Annotated in this window: 17 protein-coding genes; 13 read left to right on the plus strand and 4 right to left on the minus strand. The window is 64.8% G+C overall.

What is annotated here, in order from left to right; translation table 11 throughout:
* The 13 genes from ACUY1T_RS10000 to cdd all read left to right on the plus strand — a co-directional run bounded on the left by ACUY1T_RS10000 (position 1) and on the right by cdd (position 13,120).
* Positions 1 to 963 (plus strand): hypothetical protein, encoded by a 963-nt coding sequence (locus ACUY1T_RS10000; RefSeq protein ID WP_446022347.1) that lies wholly within the window; start codon positions 1 to 3, stop codon positions 961 to 963.
* A gap of 58 nt (positions 964 to 1,021) precedes the next feature.
* Complete coding sequence (locus ACUY1T_RS10005) at positions 1,022 to 2,821, plus strand: hypothetical protein (RefSeq protein WP_446022348.1); 1,800 nt, start codon at positions 1,022 to 1,024, stop codon at positions 2,819 to 2,821.
* Positions 2,822 to 2,844: 23 nt separating this feature from the next.
* Positions 2,845 to 3,609: a hypothetical protein gene (locus ACUY1T_RS10010; RefSeq protein ID WP_446022350.1), complete on the plus strand. Its 765-nt coding sequence runs from the start codon at positions 2,845 to 2,847 to the stop codon at positions 3,607 to 3,609.
* 42 nt (positions 3,610 to 3,651) lie between these two features.
* Positions 3,652 to 4,587, plus strand: coding sequence for a hypothetical protein (locus tag ACUY1T_RS10015; RefSeq protein ID WP_446022352.1), 936 nt, complete (start codon positions 3,652 to 3,654; stop codon positions 4,585 to 4,587).
* Position 4,588: 1 nt separating this feature from the next.
* Positions 4,589 to 5,512: a glycosyltransferase family 2 protein gene (locus ACUY1T_RS10020; RefSeq protein WP_446022354.1), complete on the plus strand. Its 924-nt coding sequence runs from the start codon at positions 4,589 to 4,591 to the stop codon at positions 5,510 to 5,512.
* Between the two features lie 38 nt (positions 5,513 to 5,550).
* Entirely contained in the window at positions 5,551 to 6,012 is a 462-nt protein-coding gene (locus ACUY1T_RS10025; protein WP_446022355.1) for an adenylyltransferase/cytidyltransferase family protein, read from the plus strand.
* 86 nt (positions 6,013 to 6,098) lie between these two features.
* On the plus strand, positions 6,099 to 7,061 hold the full coding sequence (locus ACUY1T_RS10030; RefSeq protein WP_446022357.1) for a hypothetical protein: 963 nt from the start codon (positions 6,099 to 6,101) through the stop codon (positions 7,059 to 7,061).
* Between the two features lie 198 nt (positions 7,062 to 7,259).
* Positions 7,260 to 8,531 carry a NupC/NupG family nucleoside CNT transporter gene (locus tag ACUY1T_RS10035; RefSeq protein ID WP_446022359.1) on the plus strand — a complete coding sequence of 424 codons (1,272 nt, stop codon included), beginning with the start codon at positions 7,260 to 7,262 and terminating at the stop codon, positions 8,529 to 8,531.
* Between the two features lie 40 nt (positions 8,532 to 8,571).
* On the plus strand, positions 8,572 to 9,345 hold the full coding sequence (deoC, locus tag ACUY1T_RS10040) for a deoxyribose-phosphate aldolase (protein ID WP_446022361.1): 774 nt from the start codon (positions 8,572 to 8,574) through the stop codon (positions 9,343 to 9,345).
* Positions 9,345 to 10,718 (plus strand): thymidine phosphorylase, encoded by a 1,374-nt coding sequence (deoA, locus tag ACUY1T_RS10045; protein WP_446022362.1) that lies wholly within the window; start codon positions 9,345 to 9,347, stop codon positions 10,716 to 10,718. Before deoC ends, deoA begins: the two co-directional genes overlap by 1 nt.
* Positions 10,715 to 11,965, plus strand: coding sequence for a phosphopentomutase (locus ACUY1T_RS10050; RefSeq protein ID WP_446022364.1), 1,251 nt, complete (start codon positions 10,715 to 10,717; stop codon positions 11,963 to 11,965). Before deoA ends, ACUY1T_RS10050 begins: the two co-directional genes overlap by 4 nt.
* A gap of 10 nt (positions 11,966 to 11,975) precedes the next feature.
* Positions 11,976 to 12,704: a purine-nucleoside phosphorylase gene (deoD, locus tag ACUY1T_RS10055; RefSeq protein ID WP_446022366.1), complete on the plus strand. Its 729-nt coding sequence runs from the start codon at positions 11,976 to 11,978 to the stop codon at positions 12,702 to 12,704.
* An 8-nt stretch (positions 12,705 to 12,712) separates the two neighbouring features.
* Positions 12,713 to 13,120 (plus strand): cytidine deaminase, encoded by a 408-nt coding sequence (cdd, locus tag ACUY1T_RS10060; RefSeq protein WP_446022367.1) that lies wholly within the window; start codon positions 12,713 to 12,715, stop codon positions 13,118 to 13,120.
* 13 nt (positions 13,121 to 13,133) lie between these two features.
* Here cdd and ACUY1T_RS10065 read toward each other — a convergent pair whose 3' ends face one another.
* The 4 genes from ACUY1T_RS10065 to ACUY1T_RS10080 all read right to left on the minus strand — a co-directional run bounded on the left by ACUY1T_RS10065 (position 13,134) and on the right by ACUY1T_RS10080 (position 16,816).
* Positions 13,134 to 13,883: an anaerobic ribonucleoside-triphosphate reductase activating protein gene (locus ACUY1T_RS10065; RefSeq protein WP_446022369.1), complete on the minus strand. Its 750-nt coding sequence runs from the start codon at positions 13,881 to 13,883 to the stop codon at positions 13,134 to 13,136.
* 69 nt (positions 13,884 to 13,952) lie between these two features.
* Positions 13,953 to 14,117: an anaerobic ribonucleoside-triphosphate reductase gene (nrdD, locus tag ACUY1T_RS10070; RefSeq protein ID WP_066447604.1), complete on the minus strand. Its 165-nt coding sequence runs from the start codon at positions 14,115 to 14,117 to the stop codon at positions 13,953 to 13,955.
* A gap of 64 nt (positions 14,118 to 14,181) precedes the next feature.
* Entirely contained in the window at positions 14,182 to 15,912 is a 1,731-nt protein-coding gene (locus tag ACUY1T_RS10075) for a ribonucleoside triphosphate reductase (RefSeq protein WP_446022371.1), read from the minus strand.
* A gap of 304 nt (positions 15,913 to 16,216) precedes the next feature.
* Positions 16,217 to 16,816 (minus strand): DUF6448 family protein, encoded by a 600-nt coding sequence (locus ACUY1T_RS10080; protein WP_446022373.1) that lies wholly within the window; start codon positions 16,814 to 16,816, stop codon positions 16,217 to 16,219.
* Between the last annotated feature and the right edge of the window lie 90 nt (positions 16,817 to 16,906).

Below are 16,906 nucleotides of genomic sequence, written 5' to 3' on the forward strand. Positions count from 1 at the left end.
ATGCGCATCGAGCCGCTGCTAATAAAACTTTGGTTCATCCGCAAGGTGGAAGCCGTCGGGTTTCATCTGCAGTCGATGAAGCGTTATGCGCCCATAGACGGGCGCAACCACCAGGGAAATCCGTTGCTGCTCAGCTATCGGCACCCGGGACGACGCCTGCTGCTCGATGCCCCCGTGGGGTGGGGCTTCGGTTTTCTCAACTTCCCTTTCGACCGCCCGCGCCCGCTCGTCTCCGTGATGCAGCAGGCCTTGGCCAGCCCCGGCCGTGAGCGGGCGCTGATCCGCGAGGCGCTGGCGAACTTCTACCGTGATTGGCAGCCCCGCTCGGCGGCCGAGTTCTTCGGCCTCGAAGGGAGCGAGGCCGGGGACTTGGCAACGCTGCCGACGTGGCTATCTCCCTGGCCCTGGGATCCGCTCGGGCTGGAGCAGAAGCGAGCCCAGCGGCGGCGCACCGAGGGACGCGAGAATGCCCGCGTCCTCGGTAAACCGCTCGATGTCGAGGACGGCTGGAAATTCTGCGGGCCGGTGAGCGAGCTCAAGCTGCACGTCGAAGTCGAACGCCTGGCGCGGGTGCTGGAATCGGTGCGTGCCAACGGTGTGCGACGCCATGACGGCACCGATGGAGATATCCGCGCCATCGTGCTGAGCCACCCCGATGGACGCTGGCGCTGGCAGGTGCTGGTAGGCCAGCATCGCTATGCCGTGATCAGTGCCTTGGGTTACTCCCGTATTCCCATCCGGGTCGAATACTTCGTGCGCCGCCAGGACGTCATGTTCTGGCCGGGTGTGTCTTCTGGGCTGTTCAAGCCGTCGGCCGCGCTCAAGGTATTCGACGATTGCTTCATCGAGAGAACGGCGACTCCTGCCCTGGCGACAGGGATTGACGCGCGTCAGCACCAAGAGGGAACCCACGATGAAATGGAAGCAAATTCGGAGCAGATTGGATCGGCGTTTAAGGGGTAGGCGTCGCGAACATCGACAGCGCTATGTGGCCGGGCTCGCGGGATTCGAGGCGTTGGCCGTGTCCCTGGTCGAGCGGGAGATCGATCATATCTTCCTGCACTGGCCAGGGGCGGAGGTGGCCTGGCCCAGCGGCGAGGATGTCGTGCTGCTGGTGGCGGATGACGGGCTGTCGCAGATGGCGGGGCTGATGCGCTCCAGGGCGCGCCCCGGCGACCTTCGCTGTACCCTCTACAGCGTGGGAGGATTGCGGGGCAGCGATCGCAACGGGGTGGCGTATCTACCGGTTCGCCGCTCACGTGAGCTGCTGGACACGGTGCGCGCGAAGCAGGCTCCCCGGCTTGCCAACGATGCCCAGCGATTGATGGTGGTAAGCGCGGAGGCGGTCTATCATCTCGGCCTGGCCAGCGGCCTGCCCAGCGATGCTGACGACGACGAGGGCGACATGGCCTCGCCGTATGCTCAGGCCATCGAGGACTTGAATGCGCGCTGCGGTTTGTGGCCGCTAGCGTGTCGATTCTGCCTCGATGAGTTGGACGACCGGCTTGCCGCGGCGGGCTGGTCGCCTTTCTCGGATACCATGCTCAAGCTGTCTGGCGTCAATCCCTGGCTCAAGACGCGACTGCAGGACTTTGGGCAGGACAGCGTGCCGGGTCTGGCGGTCTATCTGATTCGGGAACGCGGGCTGGCGCACCTCGACGCCTTGCGGGGTATCCTTGCCCGTCATGGCTTTGACGTGCTCTGCGACGTGCCGATCGACGGGGCGCATCGCGACGATGTGGCCGATCTGATCCGCGGCGGCAACTGGGGCCGGGGCCCGTTTCCGTGCAGCGGCGGCTTGCCTGCTCACTTGCTCGTGACGCATGACGTCTATCCCGATCGCTCGCCCTCGAAGGCCTCGGGCGCTTCCGAGATGGTGGACAACGCCCGCGTGTTCACGGTGAAGGAGCAGATGCGCCGGCAGGTAAACCGTGGCATTCCCGCCTCGCAGCATTGCAATCCCGTGCACTCTTCCGACAATGCCATGCAGGCGATGGAGTATCTGGGTGTGGTGGCGCCGGAGCGAATGGAGGAGGTGTTGGCCAGCGCCCGACAGCGCAACGAGGCTTTCGTCACGCCCTATCCGGTCCTGGCCGACCTGAGCAAGCATGCGCGCCGGGCCAAGGTGGAGCTGATCGACTTCCATGGTCGCCAGGCGATCTGCAAGACCTTCCGGCCCGGCCGGGAGCGCTTCCTGGAGCGTGAAGTCAAGGCGCGGGAACTGGGCAGCACACTGCCGGAAATTTCGCAGATCCTGGAGGTGGGTCCTTCGTACCTGGTGTTTGAATGGTATGAGAACAGCCTGTCTAGCATTCTTTCTCCGAAACCGCTGTTCTATCCCCATGGCTTGCTGCCGATATGGGCCATCGAGCGCTTGCGAACGCTCATCCTGCACTACCGGCGGCTCGGCTATGAGTGCATTGATTTCAATCCGCACAATGTGATCTACGACCCGTGCAAGGGACTCAAGGTCATCGATTTCGAGTACCTGCAGCCCGGTCAGGAACGGGATTCGCTGGAGGGCAACTACGCCTGGTACCCGGTGCCGGACACCTTTCCCGGTGATATCCCCCCCACTACCCAGTACCGCCCCTATCTTAGGCGCTGGCTGCCTTATACCGGCCTGCCGCGCTTCATGTGCCTATATTCCTTTCCGCGCCCGCTGCTGGTGGTAGTGCGTTACATCACGCTCGTCGGTATCACTCTGAGCGGAATACGGCGCATGGCTCGGCGGAGAGGCCGACGCATGAGCGGTGGAAGCGCCGGTGGGGCGGTCCGGCATAAGTTGACAGACGGCTTTGGTCAGGGACCGGCGGCCTGACGCAGTTGCCCCCGGTTCCATTCATGCCGGGCAAGCATTCGGCCGCCCGTGACATGCGAATGTCCGGCGATAAAGGTGGGGAAAACATGTGGCTCAAGAAACTCAAGCGTTATACCCGACAGCGCTATGCGAGCCTGCTACGGCAGCCGGTAACGCACAGGCGGTACATCGATGGTCGCGCGGGGATGACGGGCTTTCTTGTCACCCTGAAGGAAAGGAACGTCGACTACGTCGTACTGCGCTGGTTCGATACCTTGCCCCACGTCGAGCCGGGCGAAGACGTCGACATCCTCGTTGCCGACGCGGATGCCCAGACACTCAGTGGGTGTGTGAGCGTCAACCGCAGGAGCAAGGACATTCCTTGCGACATCTATAGCGTCAGCGGGCTTCCCGGGACCAGCCACCACCAAGGCAGCTACTATCCGGCAGCCAAGGCGCGGCAAATGCTGGACAACGCCATTTGGGTCAATGGGCTCGTTCGCGTGCCGGCAGCCGATGAGCATTTCCTGTCGCTGAGTTACCACGCCGTTTATCACAAGGGATACCTGTCGGGTCTCCCGTCCGATCACAGCGAGCGGGATGCCAAGGTCGTGGTGCCGAAGGATCACGACTACCGCGGTATTCTCGAGACGCTGCGCGCCCAGTCGAGCTATGCGCCCTTGGCGCTGAGCATGACGCTCGAGCGGCTCGATGAATTTCTCGATGGGCTTGGTTGGAGGCCCGATCCGGATACCTTGAAACGACTGTCGAAACGCAACCAGTGGATCGGCGATAACTTCTTTAGTTGAACGTATCCGCAAACAGGGAAGTAGCGGAGGGGAGCAACCGGCATGAAAACGACGTACGCAGGGCTGAGCTTACCCACGCACCCGCTGACACGCCGTTCCGCCCTCGAGTCTCTGGCACAGGGCGGAACCACCTGGAGGCTGGCTATCAGGACAAACAAGACAAGAACCAGGGCGAAAGGCTTTCCGTTCAGCGTTGAGGAGATCGGCTATCGTGAGAGCATTCGGCTCACCCCTCGTGCCTGGGCCAATCTGGAGACGCTGACCCATATCATCCTCCCGGGGCGGACGACCACGCTGGAGCTGCTGGTCTACCGAACGCCGTCGTGGACCGACAGCAGCAGGGTGGCAGACAGCCAGGGTGAATGGCTGCTCCTGGCCGGTGAGGAAGCGATCCAGATGGCGCGTTGGCTGCTCGACGACAGCGCCAGTCATTTCCTGCGCTTTGCACGCCTGGGACGTTTCTCCGTTACCTCGGCCCGGCTCTCCTACTTCCGCTCGTTCATGGCCAGCAATCGCTACCGCCATGACGAAGTCCTGCTGGATACGAGCCTGGTGCTCGAACTCTATGGACTGCGCAAGGCCGAGAACATCGAGTATCTGTCACTCACGGCCGAGCGATCCTATCGGCCACGAATAAAGCGTAATGACGAATATCAGGAGCATCACGGGCGTACGCTCCGGGAGCTGCTCGCGGATCCTTGCTGTCATTTTCGCCTGGGCGAGCTGCGTTGCGTCTCGTTCGACCAGATCGCGCACTTCAAGCGCTCGCGCGGATCCTTCGAGGATCGCCAGGACCTGGGCATGATGCAGGCGCTGGTAGCGGGAAATCGCCGGGCACTGCTCTGGCATCGAAGTCTCTACGAAATCGACCTGAGGCGTCGTCTCGTGTCACGCGGGTTGCAGCGCCTTGTACGGCTGTGGGTCGGTGAGCAGACGCTGGGTTTCTATGATCGCTGGCGTCGCCATCGGAGCCACTGAAATGGCATTTTTTTCAGTCGTGATACCTGTCTATAACAAGGTAGCGACGCTGGCGGCCTCGCTCTCCAGCCTATTTCAACAGACATTTCGGGACTTCGAAGTCATCGCCGTGGACGATGGCTCTACCGACGGCTCCTACGAACTGCTCGAACGGCATGCCCAGAAGGGACGGCTGCGCCTGCTGCAGCGCGACGAGCCCGGACCTGGTGGCTATGCAGCGCGTAATGTCGGAGCCGAAGAGGCCAAGGCACCATGGCTGGTCTTTTTCGATGCCGACGATATCCTGCTCTTCGATCATCTGTCCCGCTTTGCCGAGGCAATCGCCAGGCACCCCGAGATCGAACTGTTCGTCAACGCTTATCAGAAGATGGAAGGACATCAACGGCTGCCCAGGGCGGAAAGCATTCCCACCGGTGTATTGGCACGTCGTGAGGCACTGGAGGCGTTCTCCCACTGCGATTTCATCAATATGAATGGCGCCTGCATTCGTCGTGGACGTTTCCTTGCACTGGGTGGCTTTCCGGTCGACCGCTATCGCCGCGGGCACGATACCTATTTCTGGCTCAAGGCGCTTTGCGTACTCGAGGCGATCCACTACGACGATACCGTGACCAGCCTCTGGTTGATCGAGAACAATGGTGCTAGCCGTGGCCAGAACGACCTGGTTCACGTTCACCCCGGGGTCGACCTGGTAGACGAATTTGCCGGGCGATTGTCATGGTACGAATCCCATTATCTCCGGGCAGCGGTCAACCGGAAGGTACTCTGCTGGGCAGTCAAGAAGAAGCGGCTGGGACAATCGGTGAGAGCGGACCTGGCGTCGCTGACGCTGGCCGGCATGCCCCCGCGGCTTTGGTTGCGAGCCTTCCTGCTGTTGATGCCGCAATCCTGTTTCGAGCGCATGCGAGGTTGGTGGAAGTCGTGACCCGGCGCGGAGCGTGTGATTCCTTGAGGAGCGACATCATGAATGGCACCGTGATTACCTATGGCACCTTCGACATGTTTCATATTGGCCACCTCAACCTGCTGCGGCGGCTTTCCAGCATGGGAAACCGCCTGATCGTGGCGGTCTCGACCGACGAGTTCAATTCCGGCAAGGGCAAGCGAACCCTGATCCCCTTCGAGCAGCGTGCCGAAATCGTTCGCTCCATCCGCTACGTGGACGAAGTCATCCCCGAAACCTGCTGGGAGCAGAAGGTCGAAGACATTCAGCGCTACGAGGTAAGCACCTTTGCTATCGGCGACGACTGGCGGGGGCATTTCGACTTCCTGTCGCCCTATTGCGAGGTGGTCTACCTGCCGCGTACCGAGGGCGTCTCGACCACAGACCTGAAGCGCTCGTTGAATCGCTTCTGCAGCGTATCCCGAGAAGATCTGTTGCGTGCCTTCGATGTTCTCGAGGCGCTGCGCAAGGACTTCGGCTGACCTCCTGAACTACAGACACGGTCCGAGAGAGCCACTGGCTGACGTCGCCTTGCTCCCCCCTCAAGCTGATCCCGAAAGGAAGTGCGATGACGACGACAGCAGTTGCCACGATGCTCAAACGTGGTCGGAAGTTGGCTCGATTACCCCGGCGGGTCTGGCGCAAGATCGGACCCAGGCGATATCCCGTAAAAGACCTGAGTCAGGAAGCGCTAGGCCCCTTGGAAGCGCTATACGCCTATCGAGACCTGCCCTGTCTCATCTGCTGCCGGCTGGCCGATTGTCGCTGGTTCGGATCGACCGGTATTGCCTATGGTCGTAACTCGCTGCATCCCTACGTACAAAGCCTGCACCAATATGTAAGAGGAGAATACCGAGGATACAAGGGTAGCTGTCTGGAAGCGTACTGGCAGCGATGGCAGCCAGCGTCACTGGCGACGTCGCTGGGCTTGTGCGAAGAGAACTCCCATCCCTGGTTGCAAGCAGCACCTCCCTTGAGCGACTTCATGCCGTGGAGCGACATGGCCCAGGTGGAAGTGTTGCGCGCCTATGCCGAGCCTAAGTCTCACGGCAGCACGCACGACGGACCGAAAATGAGCGAAACGGCGGTTCGTCAGGTGGGGCCCAAACCGGCCTGGTTTGGCGAGCACCGCCTGGGCAAGCTGATCCACCTGTACGAGACCATACTGCGCGATGGTTATCGCCGTCATGCATCCCAGCAGCTCGGATATTTTCAGCAGCATATCGTGGTCGATACACTTGAGCGTGATGGTGAGGTGCGTTTCGTGGTGGCCAATGGTCAACACCGTGCCGCAGTCCTCTCGGTGCTTGGCCATGAGTTCGTGCCTGTGCTCGTGCATGTGCTGCATCGGCGCGGGCCCTCGCTGGTGCGGCACGAGGATTGTCTAAGGTGGCCATTGGTACGTCATGAGATCATCTCACCGAGCCAGGCGCTGGAAGTCTTCGATCGGGTCTTCGACGAACGTCTTCCCGCCGGGTTTCCCTGCTTGATGACCGCTGACGACCCGCAGCGTCGTGTCACCATGCCCTGATCGTATCGGGCCTCGAGTGACCCTTCTGGCAAAACCGCTACCCTGTGTAGCGGTTTTGCCGTTTTTGGGATAAGGATGTTGGAAGTCTTACATTCAATGTTATATTTTTCACATTCGTGCAGCCTTCCCCTGCGCTGAAATGACGACAACCAGATGCGGCGGCCCCACGCACGCCGCCGGCACGAAAGGAAGGAACCCATGACCGCCATCATGAGCCTGGTCGGCATGGCGACGCTGATCGCCATCGCCCTCATCTTCTCTACCAACCGGCGCGACATCCGCCTGCGAACCGTGGGTGGCGCCTTCGCCATCCAGGCCGGCATCGGTGCCTTCGTGCTTTACGTGCCGTTCGGCCAGGCGGTGCTGCAGACCATCTCCGCCGGTGTCAGCCAGGTGGTGCTCTACGCCAACGACGGTATCGATTTCCTCTTCGGTGGCCTGGCCGATACCGGCAATGTCGGCTTCGTCTTCGCCATCAAGGTGTTACCGGTGATCATCTTCTTCTCCTCGTTGATCGCCGTGCTCTACTACATCGGCATCATGCAGTGGGTGATCCGCATCCTCGGCGGGGCGCTGCAGAAGGCGCTGGGCACCTCGCGCACCGAATCGCTCTCGGCCACCGCCAACATCTTCGTCGGCCAGACCGAGGCGCCGCTGGTGGTGCGCCCCTTCATCGCCCGCATGACGCCCTCGCAGCTGTTCGCGGTGATGTGCGGCGGGCTGGCCTCGGTGGCCGGTTCCGTGCTGGCGGGCTACGCGGCACTGGGCATCCCCATGGAGTACCTCGTCGCGGCGTCGTTCATGGCCGCCCCCGGCGGGCTGCTGTTCGCCAAGTTGATCATGCCCGAGACCCAGGAGCCGGTGGACGACACCGAGGAGGCCAACCAGGTCATCGAGGAGGAGGACAAGCCGGTCAACATCCTCGATGCGGCGGCGGCCGGGGCCTCCTCGGGGCTGCGCCTGGCGGCCAACGTGGGCGCCATGCTGCTCGCCTTCATCGGCCTGATCGCGCTGATCAACGGCATGCTCGGCGGCGTGGGCGGCTGGGTCGGCGTCGAGGAGCTGAGCCTGGAGCTGATCCTGGGCTGGCTGTTCGCGCCGCTCGCCTTCGTGCTCGGCGTGCCCTGGGCGGAGGCCACGCTGGCCGGCTCCTTCATCGGCCAGAAGCTGGTGGTCAACGAGTTCGTCGCCTACATCAACCTGGCGCCCTACATCGACGGCGATTCGCTGGTGGCGAATACCGGCCAGGTCATGAGCGGGCATACCGTGGCGATCCTCTCCTTCGCCCTGTGCGGCTTCGCCAACCTCTCGTCGATCGCCATCCTGCTCGGCGGCCTGGGCAGCATCGCTCCCAGCCGGCGCCACGACATCGCCCGCTTCGGGGTGAAGGCCGTGCTGGCGGGCACGCTCTCCAACCTGATGTCGGCGGCCATTGCCGGCTTCTTCCTCGCCCTGGGGGGAGTGATCTGATGGCTGCTGCCAACGACTTCTTGATTCGACAGGTAATACCATGACCGATCTGCAGCAGGCCGCACGCCAGGCCCTGGCGCTGATGGACCTCACCAGCCTCAACGACGACGACAGCGACGCCGTCATTCGTGAACTGTGTGCCCGTGCCAATACGCCTGCGGGTCATCCAGCGGCGGTGTGCATCTACCCCGCCTTCATCGAAACCGCCCGTGAGGCGTTGGCCGGGCAGGGCCTGGCCGGCAAGGTCAAGGTGGCTACGGTGACCAACTTCCCCCACGGCGAGGCCGACGTCGAGCGTGCCGCGGCCGAGACCCGCGCGGCCATCGCCGCGGGGGCCGACGAGGTCGACGTGGTGTTTCCCTATCGGGCGCTGATGGCGGGCGACGCCGAGGTCGGCCAAGAGCTGGTTGCCGCCTGCAAGCGCGAGTGCGGCGATGCCGTGCTCAAGGTGATCCTCGAGACAGGTGAACTCAAGGAGGCGGGGCTGATCGACCGTGCCGGCATGCTGGCCATCGACGGCGGTGCCGACTTCCTCAAGACCTCCACCGGCAAGGTGGCGGTCAACGCCACCCTGGACGCCGCCAAGGTCCTGCTCACCGCGATCAAGGCGAGCGGGCGCGACGTGGGCTTCAAGGCCGCCGGCGGCGTGCGCACCGCCGAGGATGCCGCCGCCTACCTGCAGCTCGCCGAGCAGGTGATGGGAGCGGATTGGATCACCCCGGCGCACTTCCGCTTCGGTGCCTCGGGCCTGCTCGGCAGCCTGCTGGAAACCTTGGGTGTCGGGGAAGACAAGGGCTCGACGGAGGGCTACTGATGCCGGCACGAGCACTGCCACAGGAGCTGATCCGCGCCAAGCGCGACGGCGAGGCGCTCTCGCCCGAGGCGATCCGTGAGCTGGTGGGCGGCATCAGCGACGGCAGCCTCTCCGACGCCCAGGTCGGGGCGCTGGCCATGGCGATCTACCTCAACGGCATGAATGCCGCCGAGACGGTGGCGCTGACCGAGGCGGTGCGCGACTCCGGCGAGGTGCTGGCGTGGCGCGGCTTGGGCCCTGATCTGGACCTGCCGGGGCCGGTGCTGGACAAGCACTCCACCGGCGGCGTGGGCGATCTCGTCTCGCTGGTGCTGGGGCCATGGGTCGCCGCCTGCGGCGGCTTCGTGCCGATGGTCTCGGGCCGTGGCCTGGGCCACACCGGCGGCACCCTGGACAAGCTCGAGGCGATTCCCGGCTACGACATCGTGCCCTCGCGGGAGCGCTTTCGCACCCTGGTGCGCGAGGCGGGCGTGGCCATCGTCGGCCAGACCGCCGAGCTGGCGCCGGCCGACCGGCGGCTCTACGCCATCCGCGACGTCACCGCCACGGTGGAGTCGCTGCCGCTGATCGTCAGCTCGATACTGGGCAAGAAGCTCGCCTGCGGCCTCGATGCCCTGGTGATGGACGTCAAGACCGGCAGCGGCGCCTTTATGCCCACCCATGAGGCCTCGTTCGAACTGGCGAGTACCATCGCCGAGGTGGCCAGCCGCGCCGGTACGCCGACCACCGCGCTGCTCACCGACATGAGCCAGCCGCTGGCGCCCTGCGCCGGCAACGCCGTCGAGGTACGCGAAGCGATCACGCTGCTTACCGGTGATAAGAGAGGGGAAAGGACGGGCGGCCGCCTGCTCGAGGTGACCCGTGAACTCGCCGCCGAGCTGCTGCTGGCCGGTGGCCTGGCGGACAGCCGCGATGCAGCCCTGGCGCTGCTGGATGAGCGGCTTGCCAGCGGCGCCGCCGCCGAGCGCTTCGCGCGCATGGTGGCGGGCCTGGGCGGCTCCGCCGACCTGCTGGAGCGCCACGACCGCTATTTGCCCCAGGCGCCTATCGTTCGTCCCGTGCATGCCGAGCGCAGCGGGCGGGTCACGCGCATGGACACTCGCGCCCTGGGCCTCGCCGTGGTGACGCTGGGCGGTGGGCGGCGTGCGCCGCAGGACGCCATCGACCCCGCGGTCGGGCTGACTGGCATCGCCGCCATCGGTGAGGCGGTCGACGGCGAGCGACCGCTGGCCTGGGTGCATGCGGCAAGCGAGGCCGATGCCGAGCATGCTGCTGCCCAGCTCAAGGCGGCCATCGAAGTGAACGACGTCACCGCTGGCGACGTCAGATTGCCTACACTCATTCAGGACGTGATTCGTCGGGAGGCGCCATGACACGTGCCATCGTGCTGGTACTCGATTCCTTCGGCATCGGCGGCGCGCCGGATGCGGTGGACTTCGGCGACGCCGGGGCCGATACCCTGGGCCATATCGCCGCCGCCTGCGCTCGTGGAGAGTGTAACGGTGCCGGTCGCCAGGGCTCGCTTGCACTGCCCCACTTGGGCCGGCTGGGGCTGTTCCACGCCCACCGCGAAAGCACCGGCAACTGGGCCAAGGGAGTTGACGTGCCAGCCGAGGTGATCGGCGCCTACGGCCATGCCCGCGAGATCTCCTCGGGCAAGGATACCCCCTCGGGCCACTGGGAGATCGCCGGGGTGCCGGTGCGCTTCGACTGGGGCTACTTCTTCGACCTCGAGGACAGCTTCCCGCCCGAGCTGCTCCAGGCGCTCGAGCGCGAGGCCGGGCTGCCCGGCGTGCTGGGCAACTGCCACGCCTCGGGCACCGAGATCATCGCCCGGCTCGGCGAGGAGCACGTGGCGAGCGGCAAGCCCATCGTCTATACCTCGGGCGACTCGGTGTTCCAGATCGCCGCCCACGAGGAGGCCTTCGGCCTCGAGCGGCTCTACGCCCTGTGCGAGACCGCCCGTTGCCTGCTCGAGCCCTACAACATCGGCCGGGTGATCGCGCGGCCCTTCGTCGGGCAGAGCGCGGCGGACTTCGCTCGCACCGCCAATCGCCGTGACTACAGCGTCGAGCCGCCCGCGCCCACGGTGCTGCAAAAGCTCGAGAGCGACGGCGGCGAGGTGATCGCCATCGGCAAGATCGCCGACATCTACGCCCACTGCGGCGTGACGCGCACGGTCAAGGCCAGTGGCCACGACGCGCTGATGGACGCCACCCTGGCTGCCCTGGATGAGGCTGGCGAGCGCTCGCTGGTGATGACCAACTTCGTTGACTTCGACACCCTCTACGGCCACCGCCGCGACGTGGCCGGCTACGCCGCCGCTCTCGAAGCCTTCGATGCTCGCCTGCCCGAGCTGCTGGCCAAACTGCGCGACGACGATCTGCTGATCCTTACCGCCGACCATGGCTGCGACCCCACCTGGCACGGCAGCGACCACACCCGCGAGCGGGTGCCGGTACTGGCGCTGGGCGTGGGACTCGAGCCCGGCTCGCTCGGCGCGCGCGACACCTTCGCCGATATCGGCCAGAGCCTGGCGGTGCATCTGGGGCTTGCGCCCATGGCCGATGGCACGAGTTTTCTGCCCGAGCCACTACCCACCGACCCTCTCGCTGCATAGGAGCCTCGACATGGCGACTCCCCATATCCAGGGCGAACGCGGCATCTTCGCCGACACCGTGCTGATGCCCGGCGACCCGCTGCGCGCCAAGTACATCGCCGAGACCTTCCTCGAAGAGGCGCGCGAGGTGAACAGCGTGCGCAACATGCTCGGCTTCACCGGCCGCTATCGCGGTCGCGAGATCTCGGTGATGGGACACGGCATGGGCATTCCCTCGGTCTCCATCTACGCCAAGGAACTGATCACCGACTATGGCGTGAAGCGCCTGATCCGGGTCGGCTCCTGCGGCGCGGTGCGCGACGACGTGGCGGTGCGCGACGTGGTGATCGGCCTCGGCGCGAGCACCGATTCGGCGGTCAACCGCACCCGCTTCATGGGCCACGACTTCGCCGCCATTGCCGACTTCGAACTGACCCGACACGCGGTGGACGCCGCCACGGCCCAGGGCGTGGCGGTCAAGGTGGGCAACCTGTTCTCGGCGGATCTGTTCTACAACCCCCAGGCCGAGCTGTTCACCCTGATGAAGCGCTACGGCATCGTCGGCGTGGAGATGGAGGCGGCGGGGCTCTACGGCGTGGCGGCGGAGTTCGGCGGCCGGGCGATGACCATCTGCACGGTGTCGGACCATATTCTCAAGGGCGAGTCGCTGCCCAGCGAGGCCCGCGAGCGCAGCTTCAACGAGATGGTCGAGGTGGCGCTGGAAGCGGTACTGCGCGACGACGCTGGGGCTTCGGCATGAGCCTTGGCATGAGCGATGCCGTCGACCCGGCCATCGTTGGCGCATTGATCGCGGTGCGCGATAACGCCTATGCACCCTATTCGCAGCACCCGGTGGGCGCCATGGTGGAGAGCGGCAGCGGCGCGCGTTACTTCGGCGCCAACGTCGAGGTGGCCCACTACAAGGGCTTGTGCGCTGAGGCCTCGGCCATCGCCGCCATGGTCAGCGCCGGCGAGCGGCACCTGCGCCACGTCTACGTCATCGGCCCCGGCGAGCACCTGTGTTCGCCCTGCGGCGACTGTCGCCAGCGCATCCGCGAATTCGCCGACGCCGAGACCCGCATTCACGTGGTGAACGCCGAGGGCAAGCTGCTCAAGCGCTACACCATGGAACAGCTCCTGCCCGATGCGTTTGGGCCGGAGAATCTGAGGCTGTGAGCGCAGGCAGAGCCTAATCGCGTAGCTCGATGCGTTCGAAATGAGGGGAAAGGCGCCTGACCAGCCCGGCCAGCATCGCTCGTGGCGGGGCGTTCTCCACCGGCTGACAGTAGGCCGGGTCGAGGCACTGGCGGGTGCGCGCCACCTGGATGGCGTAGCGGCGCACGCCGCAGTCGGCCAGGGTCAGCGCCAGGCGCTCCACGTCGGCCAGGTCGAAGTCGCGCCAGTGCACGGTAGTGCGGCATTCGAAAGCCACGCCGCTGTCGAGCAGTGCCATCAGGCTCTGGCTGTTGCGCTGCCAGATGCCCGGGCGCCCGCAGATTCGGTCGAAGTCGCCCCCGCGCCCCTTCACGTCGAGCCCCACCCAGTCGAGATTCGGTAGCAGGCGCGAGAGCCGCGCCGGGTAGGGGCCGGCGGTGTGCAAGCCAACCTTGAAGCCCATCGCCTTCACCTCGCTGACGGCGGCCGGCAAGGCATTGTGCAGCGTCGGCTCGCCACCGCTGAACACCACCGCTTCGAGCAGCCCCCGACGGCTCTCCAGAAACTCCCGAACCGCCTGCCACTCCCGCTCGTCGCCACGCCGTGGCGCCATCATGTGCCCGTTGTGGCAGTAGCCGCAGCGCAGCGGGCAGCCCTGCAGGAACACCACGCAGGCCAGGTGATCCGGATAGTCCAGGGTGGTCATCTGGGTCAGGCCGGCAATGGGCAGGCGGATGCCGTCGAGAAACTCGGGTGAGGACGAGTCGAGGTCGGTGGCGATCATCGGGAAGCTCCTTACCCAGATGTGGGCTCATGCCGGGCGCAGAGGCCCGGCCGCTCAGTCGGTCGAGTGTCAGGGCGTCAGGGCGGCGGCCCGCTCGGTGAAGTGACGGCGCTCGCGGTGCTCGGAACGCTTGCCGACGTTGAACTGGCTGACCGGACGGTGGTAGCCCATCACGCGGGTCCACACCTCGCAGCGCTGGCGTTGTTCGGTGGGCAGGGTGTCGATGTTCGTCATCTTCTTGGCTCCTTCCAGTGGTGGGTAAAACAGCGGATTGAAAAGCAGTAAGTTGCAAAAACGCTCAGGCCGAAACGGCCGCGGCGCGTCTTGCCAGCAGTGCCTCGTCGCACTTCGGGCAGAACTCGTGTTCGCCGGCCAGGTAGCCGTGCACCGGGCAGATCGAGAAGGTCGGCGTCACGGTGATGTAGGGCAGGCGGAAGCGCGACAATGCGGTGTGCACCAGCTTGCGGCAGGCGGTGGCGCTGGAGAGCCGCTCGCGCATGTAGAGGTGCAGCACGGTGCCGCCGGTATAGCGGGTCTGCAGCGGGTCCTGGTGGATCAGCGCCTCGAAAGGATCGTCGGTATGCCCCACCGGCAGCTGGCTCGAGTTGGTGTAGTAGGGCGCCTCCGGCGTACCGGCCTGCAGAATGCCGGGGAAGCGCTCGGCGTCGGCGCGGGCGAAGCGATAGGTGGTGCCCTCCGCCGGGGTCGCCTCCAGGTTGTAGAGGTGGCCGGTCTCGGCCTGGAACGCTTGCATCCGGCTGCGAACGTGGTCGAGCACCTCCAGGGCGAGCTGGCGTCCCTCGGGGGCGGTGATGTCATAGCGGTCGTCGCAGAAGTTGCGCACCATCTCGTTGAGCCCGTTCACGCCCAGGGTGGAGAAGTGGTTGCGCAGGGTGCCGAGGTAGCGCTGGGTGTAGGGGTAGAGCCCATCGTCCATCCACTGCTGGATACGCTCGCGCTTGAGCTCCAGGCTGTCGCGGCCCAGCGCCAGCAGGCGGTCGAGCTCGGTGAACAGGCCCGTCCGGTCGCCGGCGAAGCGATGGCCCAGCCGCGCGCAGTTGAGCGTCACCACGCCCAGCGAGCCGGTCTGCTCGGCGCTGCCGAACAGGCCGTTGCCGCGCTTGAGCAGCTCGGTGAGGTCGAGCTGCAGGCGGCAGCACATGGAACGCACCATGTGCGGCTCCAGGTCCGAGTTGAGGAAATTCTGGAAATAGGGCAAGCCGTACTTGGCGGTCAGCGCGAACAGTCGCTCGGCGTTGTCGCTCTCCCAGTCGAAATCCGGGGTGATGTTGTAGGTGGGGATGGGAAAGGTGAACACCCGCCCCTGGCGATCGCCGGCCTCCATCACCTCCAGGTAGGCGCGGTTGATCAGGTCCATCTCCGCCTGCAGCTCGCCATAGGTGAAGGACTGCTCCTCGCCGCCGACGATCGGCACCTGGTCGCGCAGGTCCGCCGGGCATACCCAGTCGAAGGTGAGGTTGGTGAAGGGCGTCTGGCTGCCCCAGCGCGACGGCACGTTGAGGTTGTAGATGAACTCCTGGATCGCCTGCTTCACCGCAGAAAAGTCGAGGGCGTCCCTACGTACGTAAGGGGCCAGGTAAGTATCGAAGGAGCTGAAGGCCTGGGCGCCGGCCCACTCGTTCTGCAGCGTGCCGAGGAAGTTGACCATCTGCCCCAGCGCACTGGAGAGATGCCGCGGCGGATCGCTCTCGGCGCGCCCGGGCACGCCGTTGAAGCCTTCGATCAGCAGCTGGCGCAGCGACCAGCCGGCGCAGTAGCCGCACAGCATGTCGAGGTCGTGGATGTGCAGGTCGCCCTCGCGGTGGGCGGCGCCGACCTCCGCCGGGTAGACCTCGTCGAGCCAGTAGTTGGCGATCAGCTTGCCCGAGACGTTGAGGATCAGCCCACCCAGGGAGTAGCCCTGGTTGGCATTGGCGTGCACGCGCCAGTCGGCGCGTTCGAGGTATTCGTTGACGGTCGAGGCGACATCGATGCGGCGCGGGCCGGCCTGGCGGGTGGGGGCGTTCACCGTTATCTCCCTATATGTGCTGCCAATTAGTGTTTCTATACACAACATATGGTGTGTGAAGGCTAGTGCCTTCGGCAGCGAGGGGAAATGACCCAGGTCAGAAAACGGCCATTTGGAACGTTGGGGAACGACGAACCCCGCCGGTCGGCGGGGCTCGAAGGTGGCCGCAAAGACGCTCATTGCGGGTATCGTCGAAGGCGGCGACCCCTCGGCGAGGGATTAGCCATGCTACGGCCACGCCCATTTTCGGCCATGACGGCGGCCTGGTGATTCTGGTGGCGTCGGTTAGCTGCTAGTAGCTTTCTTAGTGGCTATGCCCACTGTTACCTGCAATTACTTTATGCACGTCCTCAAGGTAGTGAACGTAGTTCACATAATGGTCGACGAACTCCCGGCCCCGCTCGGGATCGTTGCCTGCTTGCTGTTTTGCGGCCAGCGTGGCCTCAAAGGCAGAGCGGGCGTTCTGTTCGAATTTCTCTACGATGCGAGCCAGGAAGGTATCGATCTCGCCCTCGTCCAACGCCTTATCGGCCAGCTGCACTGCCGGGTCGATTGCTCCGGCCGGCTTTATGCCGGTGAAGGGCGCGTCTTCCGAAGCGCGATGGATTTCGACCAGCTCAGCGAAGAACTGCTGATCGGCCAGCTCCCGAGCGCTTCCGCCGTTCTGGCGAACCTCAAGCACTTTCTCGAACGTCGAGGAGATTCGAGCTTCGTCCACGGCTGGAACCCACTTCAGGACCGGGGTGACATCCCCTGAGTTCAGAGCGATTCGTGCCTCAGAAATCACTGGCCCATCAAGGGCATCGCAATGGGCCAGTGCGGGGGCAGCAAAGACCAGGGCCAAAGCGGAGGAAGTGGCAAGGGCGAGCAGCGTCTTGCGCAGGGGAAGGCGAAGGTAGGTCATGATGGGTCTCCTTGGTTCAAGGTTTGCAGCCGTTTGCGTGTTTCGGCTATCCCTCATGCTACGGAGACGGAGAATTCGAAGCGTTCGCTC

It is taken from the genome of Billgrantia sp. Q4P2 (assembly GCF_052806135.1).

What these genes read in the sequence shown, in the direction of transcription:
- ACUY1T_RS10000 (WP_446022347.1), top strand. Translation starts at nt 1, where the DNA reads ATGCGCATCGAGCCGCTGCTAATAAAACTTTGGTTCATCCGCAAGGTG.
- ACUY1T_RS10010 (WP_446022350.1), top strand. Translation starts at nt 2,845, where the DNA reads ATGCCGGGCAAGCATTCGGCCGCCCGTGACATGCGAATGTCCGGCGAT.
- ACUY1T_RS10015 (WP_446022352.1), top strand. Translation starts at nt 3,652, where the DNA reads ATGAAAACGACGTACGCAGGGCTGAGCTTACCCACGCACCCGCTGACA.
- ACUY1T_RS10020 (WP_446022354.1), top strand. Translation starts at nt 4,589, where the DNA reads ATGGCATTTTTTTCAGTCGTGATACCTGTCTATAACAAGGTAGCGACG.
- ACUY1T_RS10025 (WP_446022355.1), top strand. Translation starts at nt 5,551, where the DNA reads ATGAATGGCACCGTGATTACCTATGGCACCTTCGACATGTTTCATATT.
- ACUY1T_RS10030 (WP_446022357.1), top strand. Translation starts at nt 6,099, where the DNA reads ATGACGACGACAGCAGTTGCCACGATGCTCAAACGTGGTCGGAAGTTG.
- ACUY1T_RS10035 (WP_446022359.1), top strand. Translation starts at nt 7,260, where the DNA reads ATGACCGCCATCATGAGCCTGGTCGGCATGGCGACGCTGATCGCCATC.
- deoC (WP_446022361.1), top strand. Translation starts at nt 8,572, where the DNA reads ATGACCGATCTGCAGCAGGCCGCACGCCAGGCCCTGGCGCTGATGGAC.
- deoA (WP_446022362.1), top strand. Translation starts at nt 9,345, where the DNA reads ATGCCGGCACGAGCACTGCCACAGGAGCTGATCCGCGCCAAGCGCGAC.
- ACUY1T_RS10050 (WP_446022364.1), top strand. Translation starts at nt 10,715, where the DNA reads ATGACACGTGCCATCGTGCTGGTACTCGATTCCTTCGGCATCGGCGGC.
- deoD (WP_446022366.1), top strand. Translation starts at nt 11,976, where the DNA reads ATGGCGACTCCCCATATCCAGGGCGAACGCGGCATCTTCGCCGACACC.
- cdd (WP_446022367.1), top strand. Translation starts at nt 12,713, where the DNA reads ATGAGCGATGCCGTCGACCCGGCCATCGTTGGCGCATTGATCGCGGTG.
- ACUY1T_RS10065 (WP_446022369.1), bottom strand. Translation starts at nt 13,883, where the DNA reads ATGATCGCCACCGACCTCGACTCGTCCTCACCCGAGTTTCTCGACGGC.
- nrdD (WP_066447604.1), bottom strand. Translation starts at nt 14,117, where the DNA reads ATGACGAACATCGACACCCTGCCCACCGAACAACGCCAGCGCTGCGAG.
- ACUY1T_RS10080 (WP_446022373.1), bottom strand. Translation starts at nt 16,816, where the DNA reads ATGACCTACCTTCGCCTTCCCCTGCGCAAGACGCTGCTCGCCCTTGCC.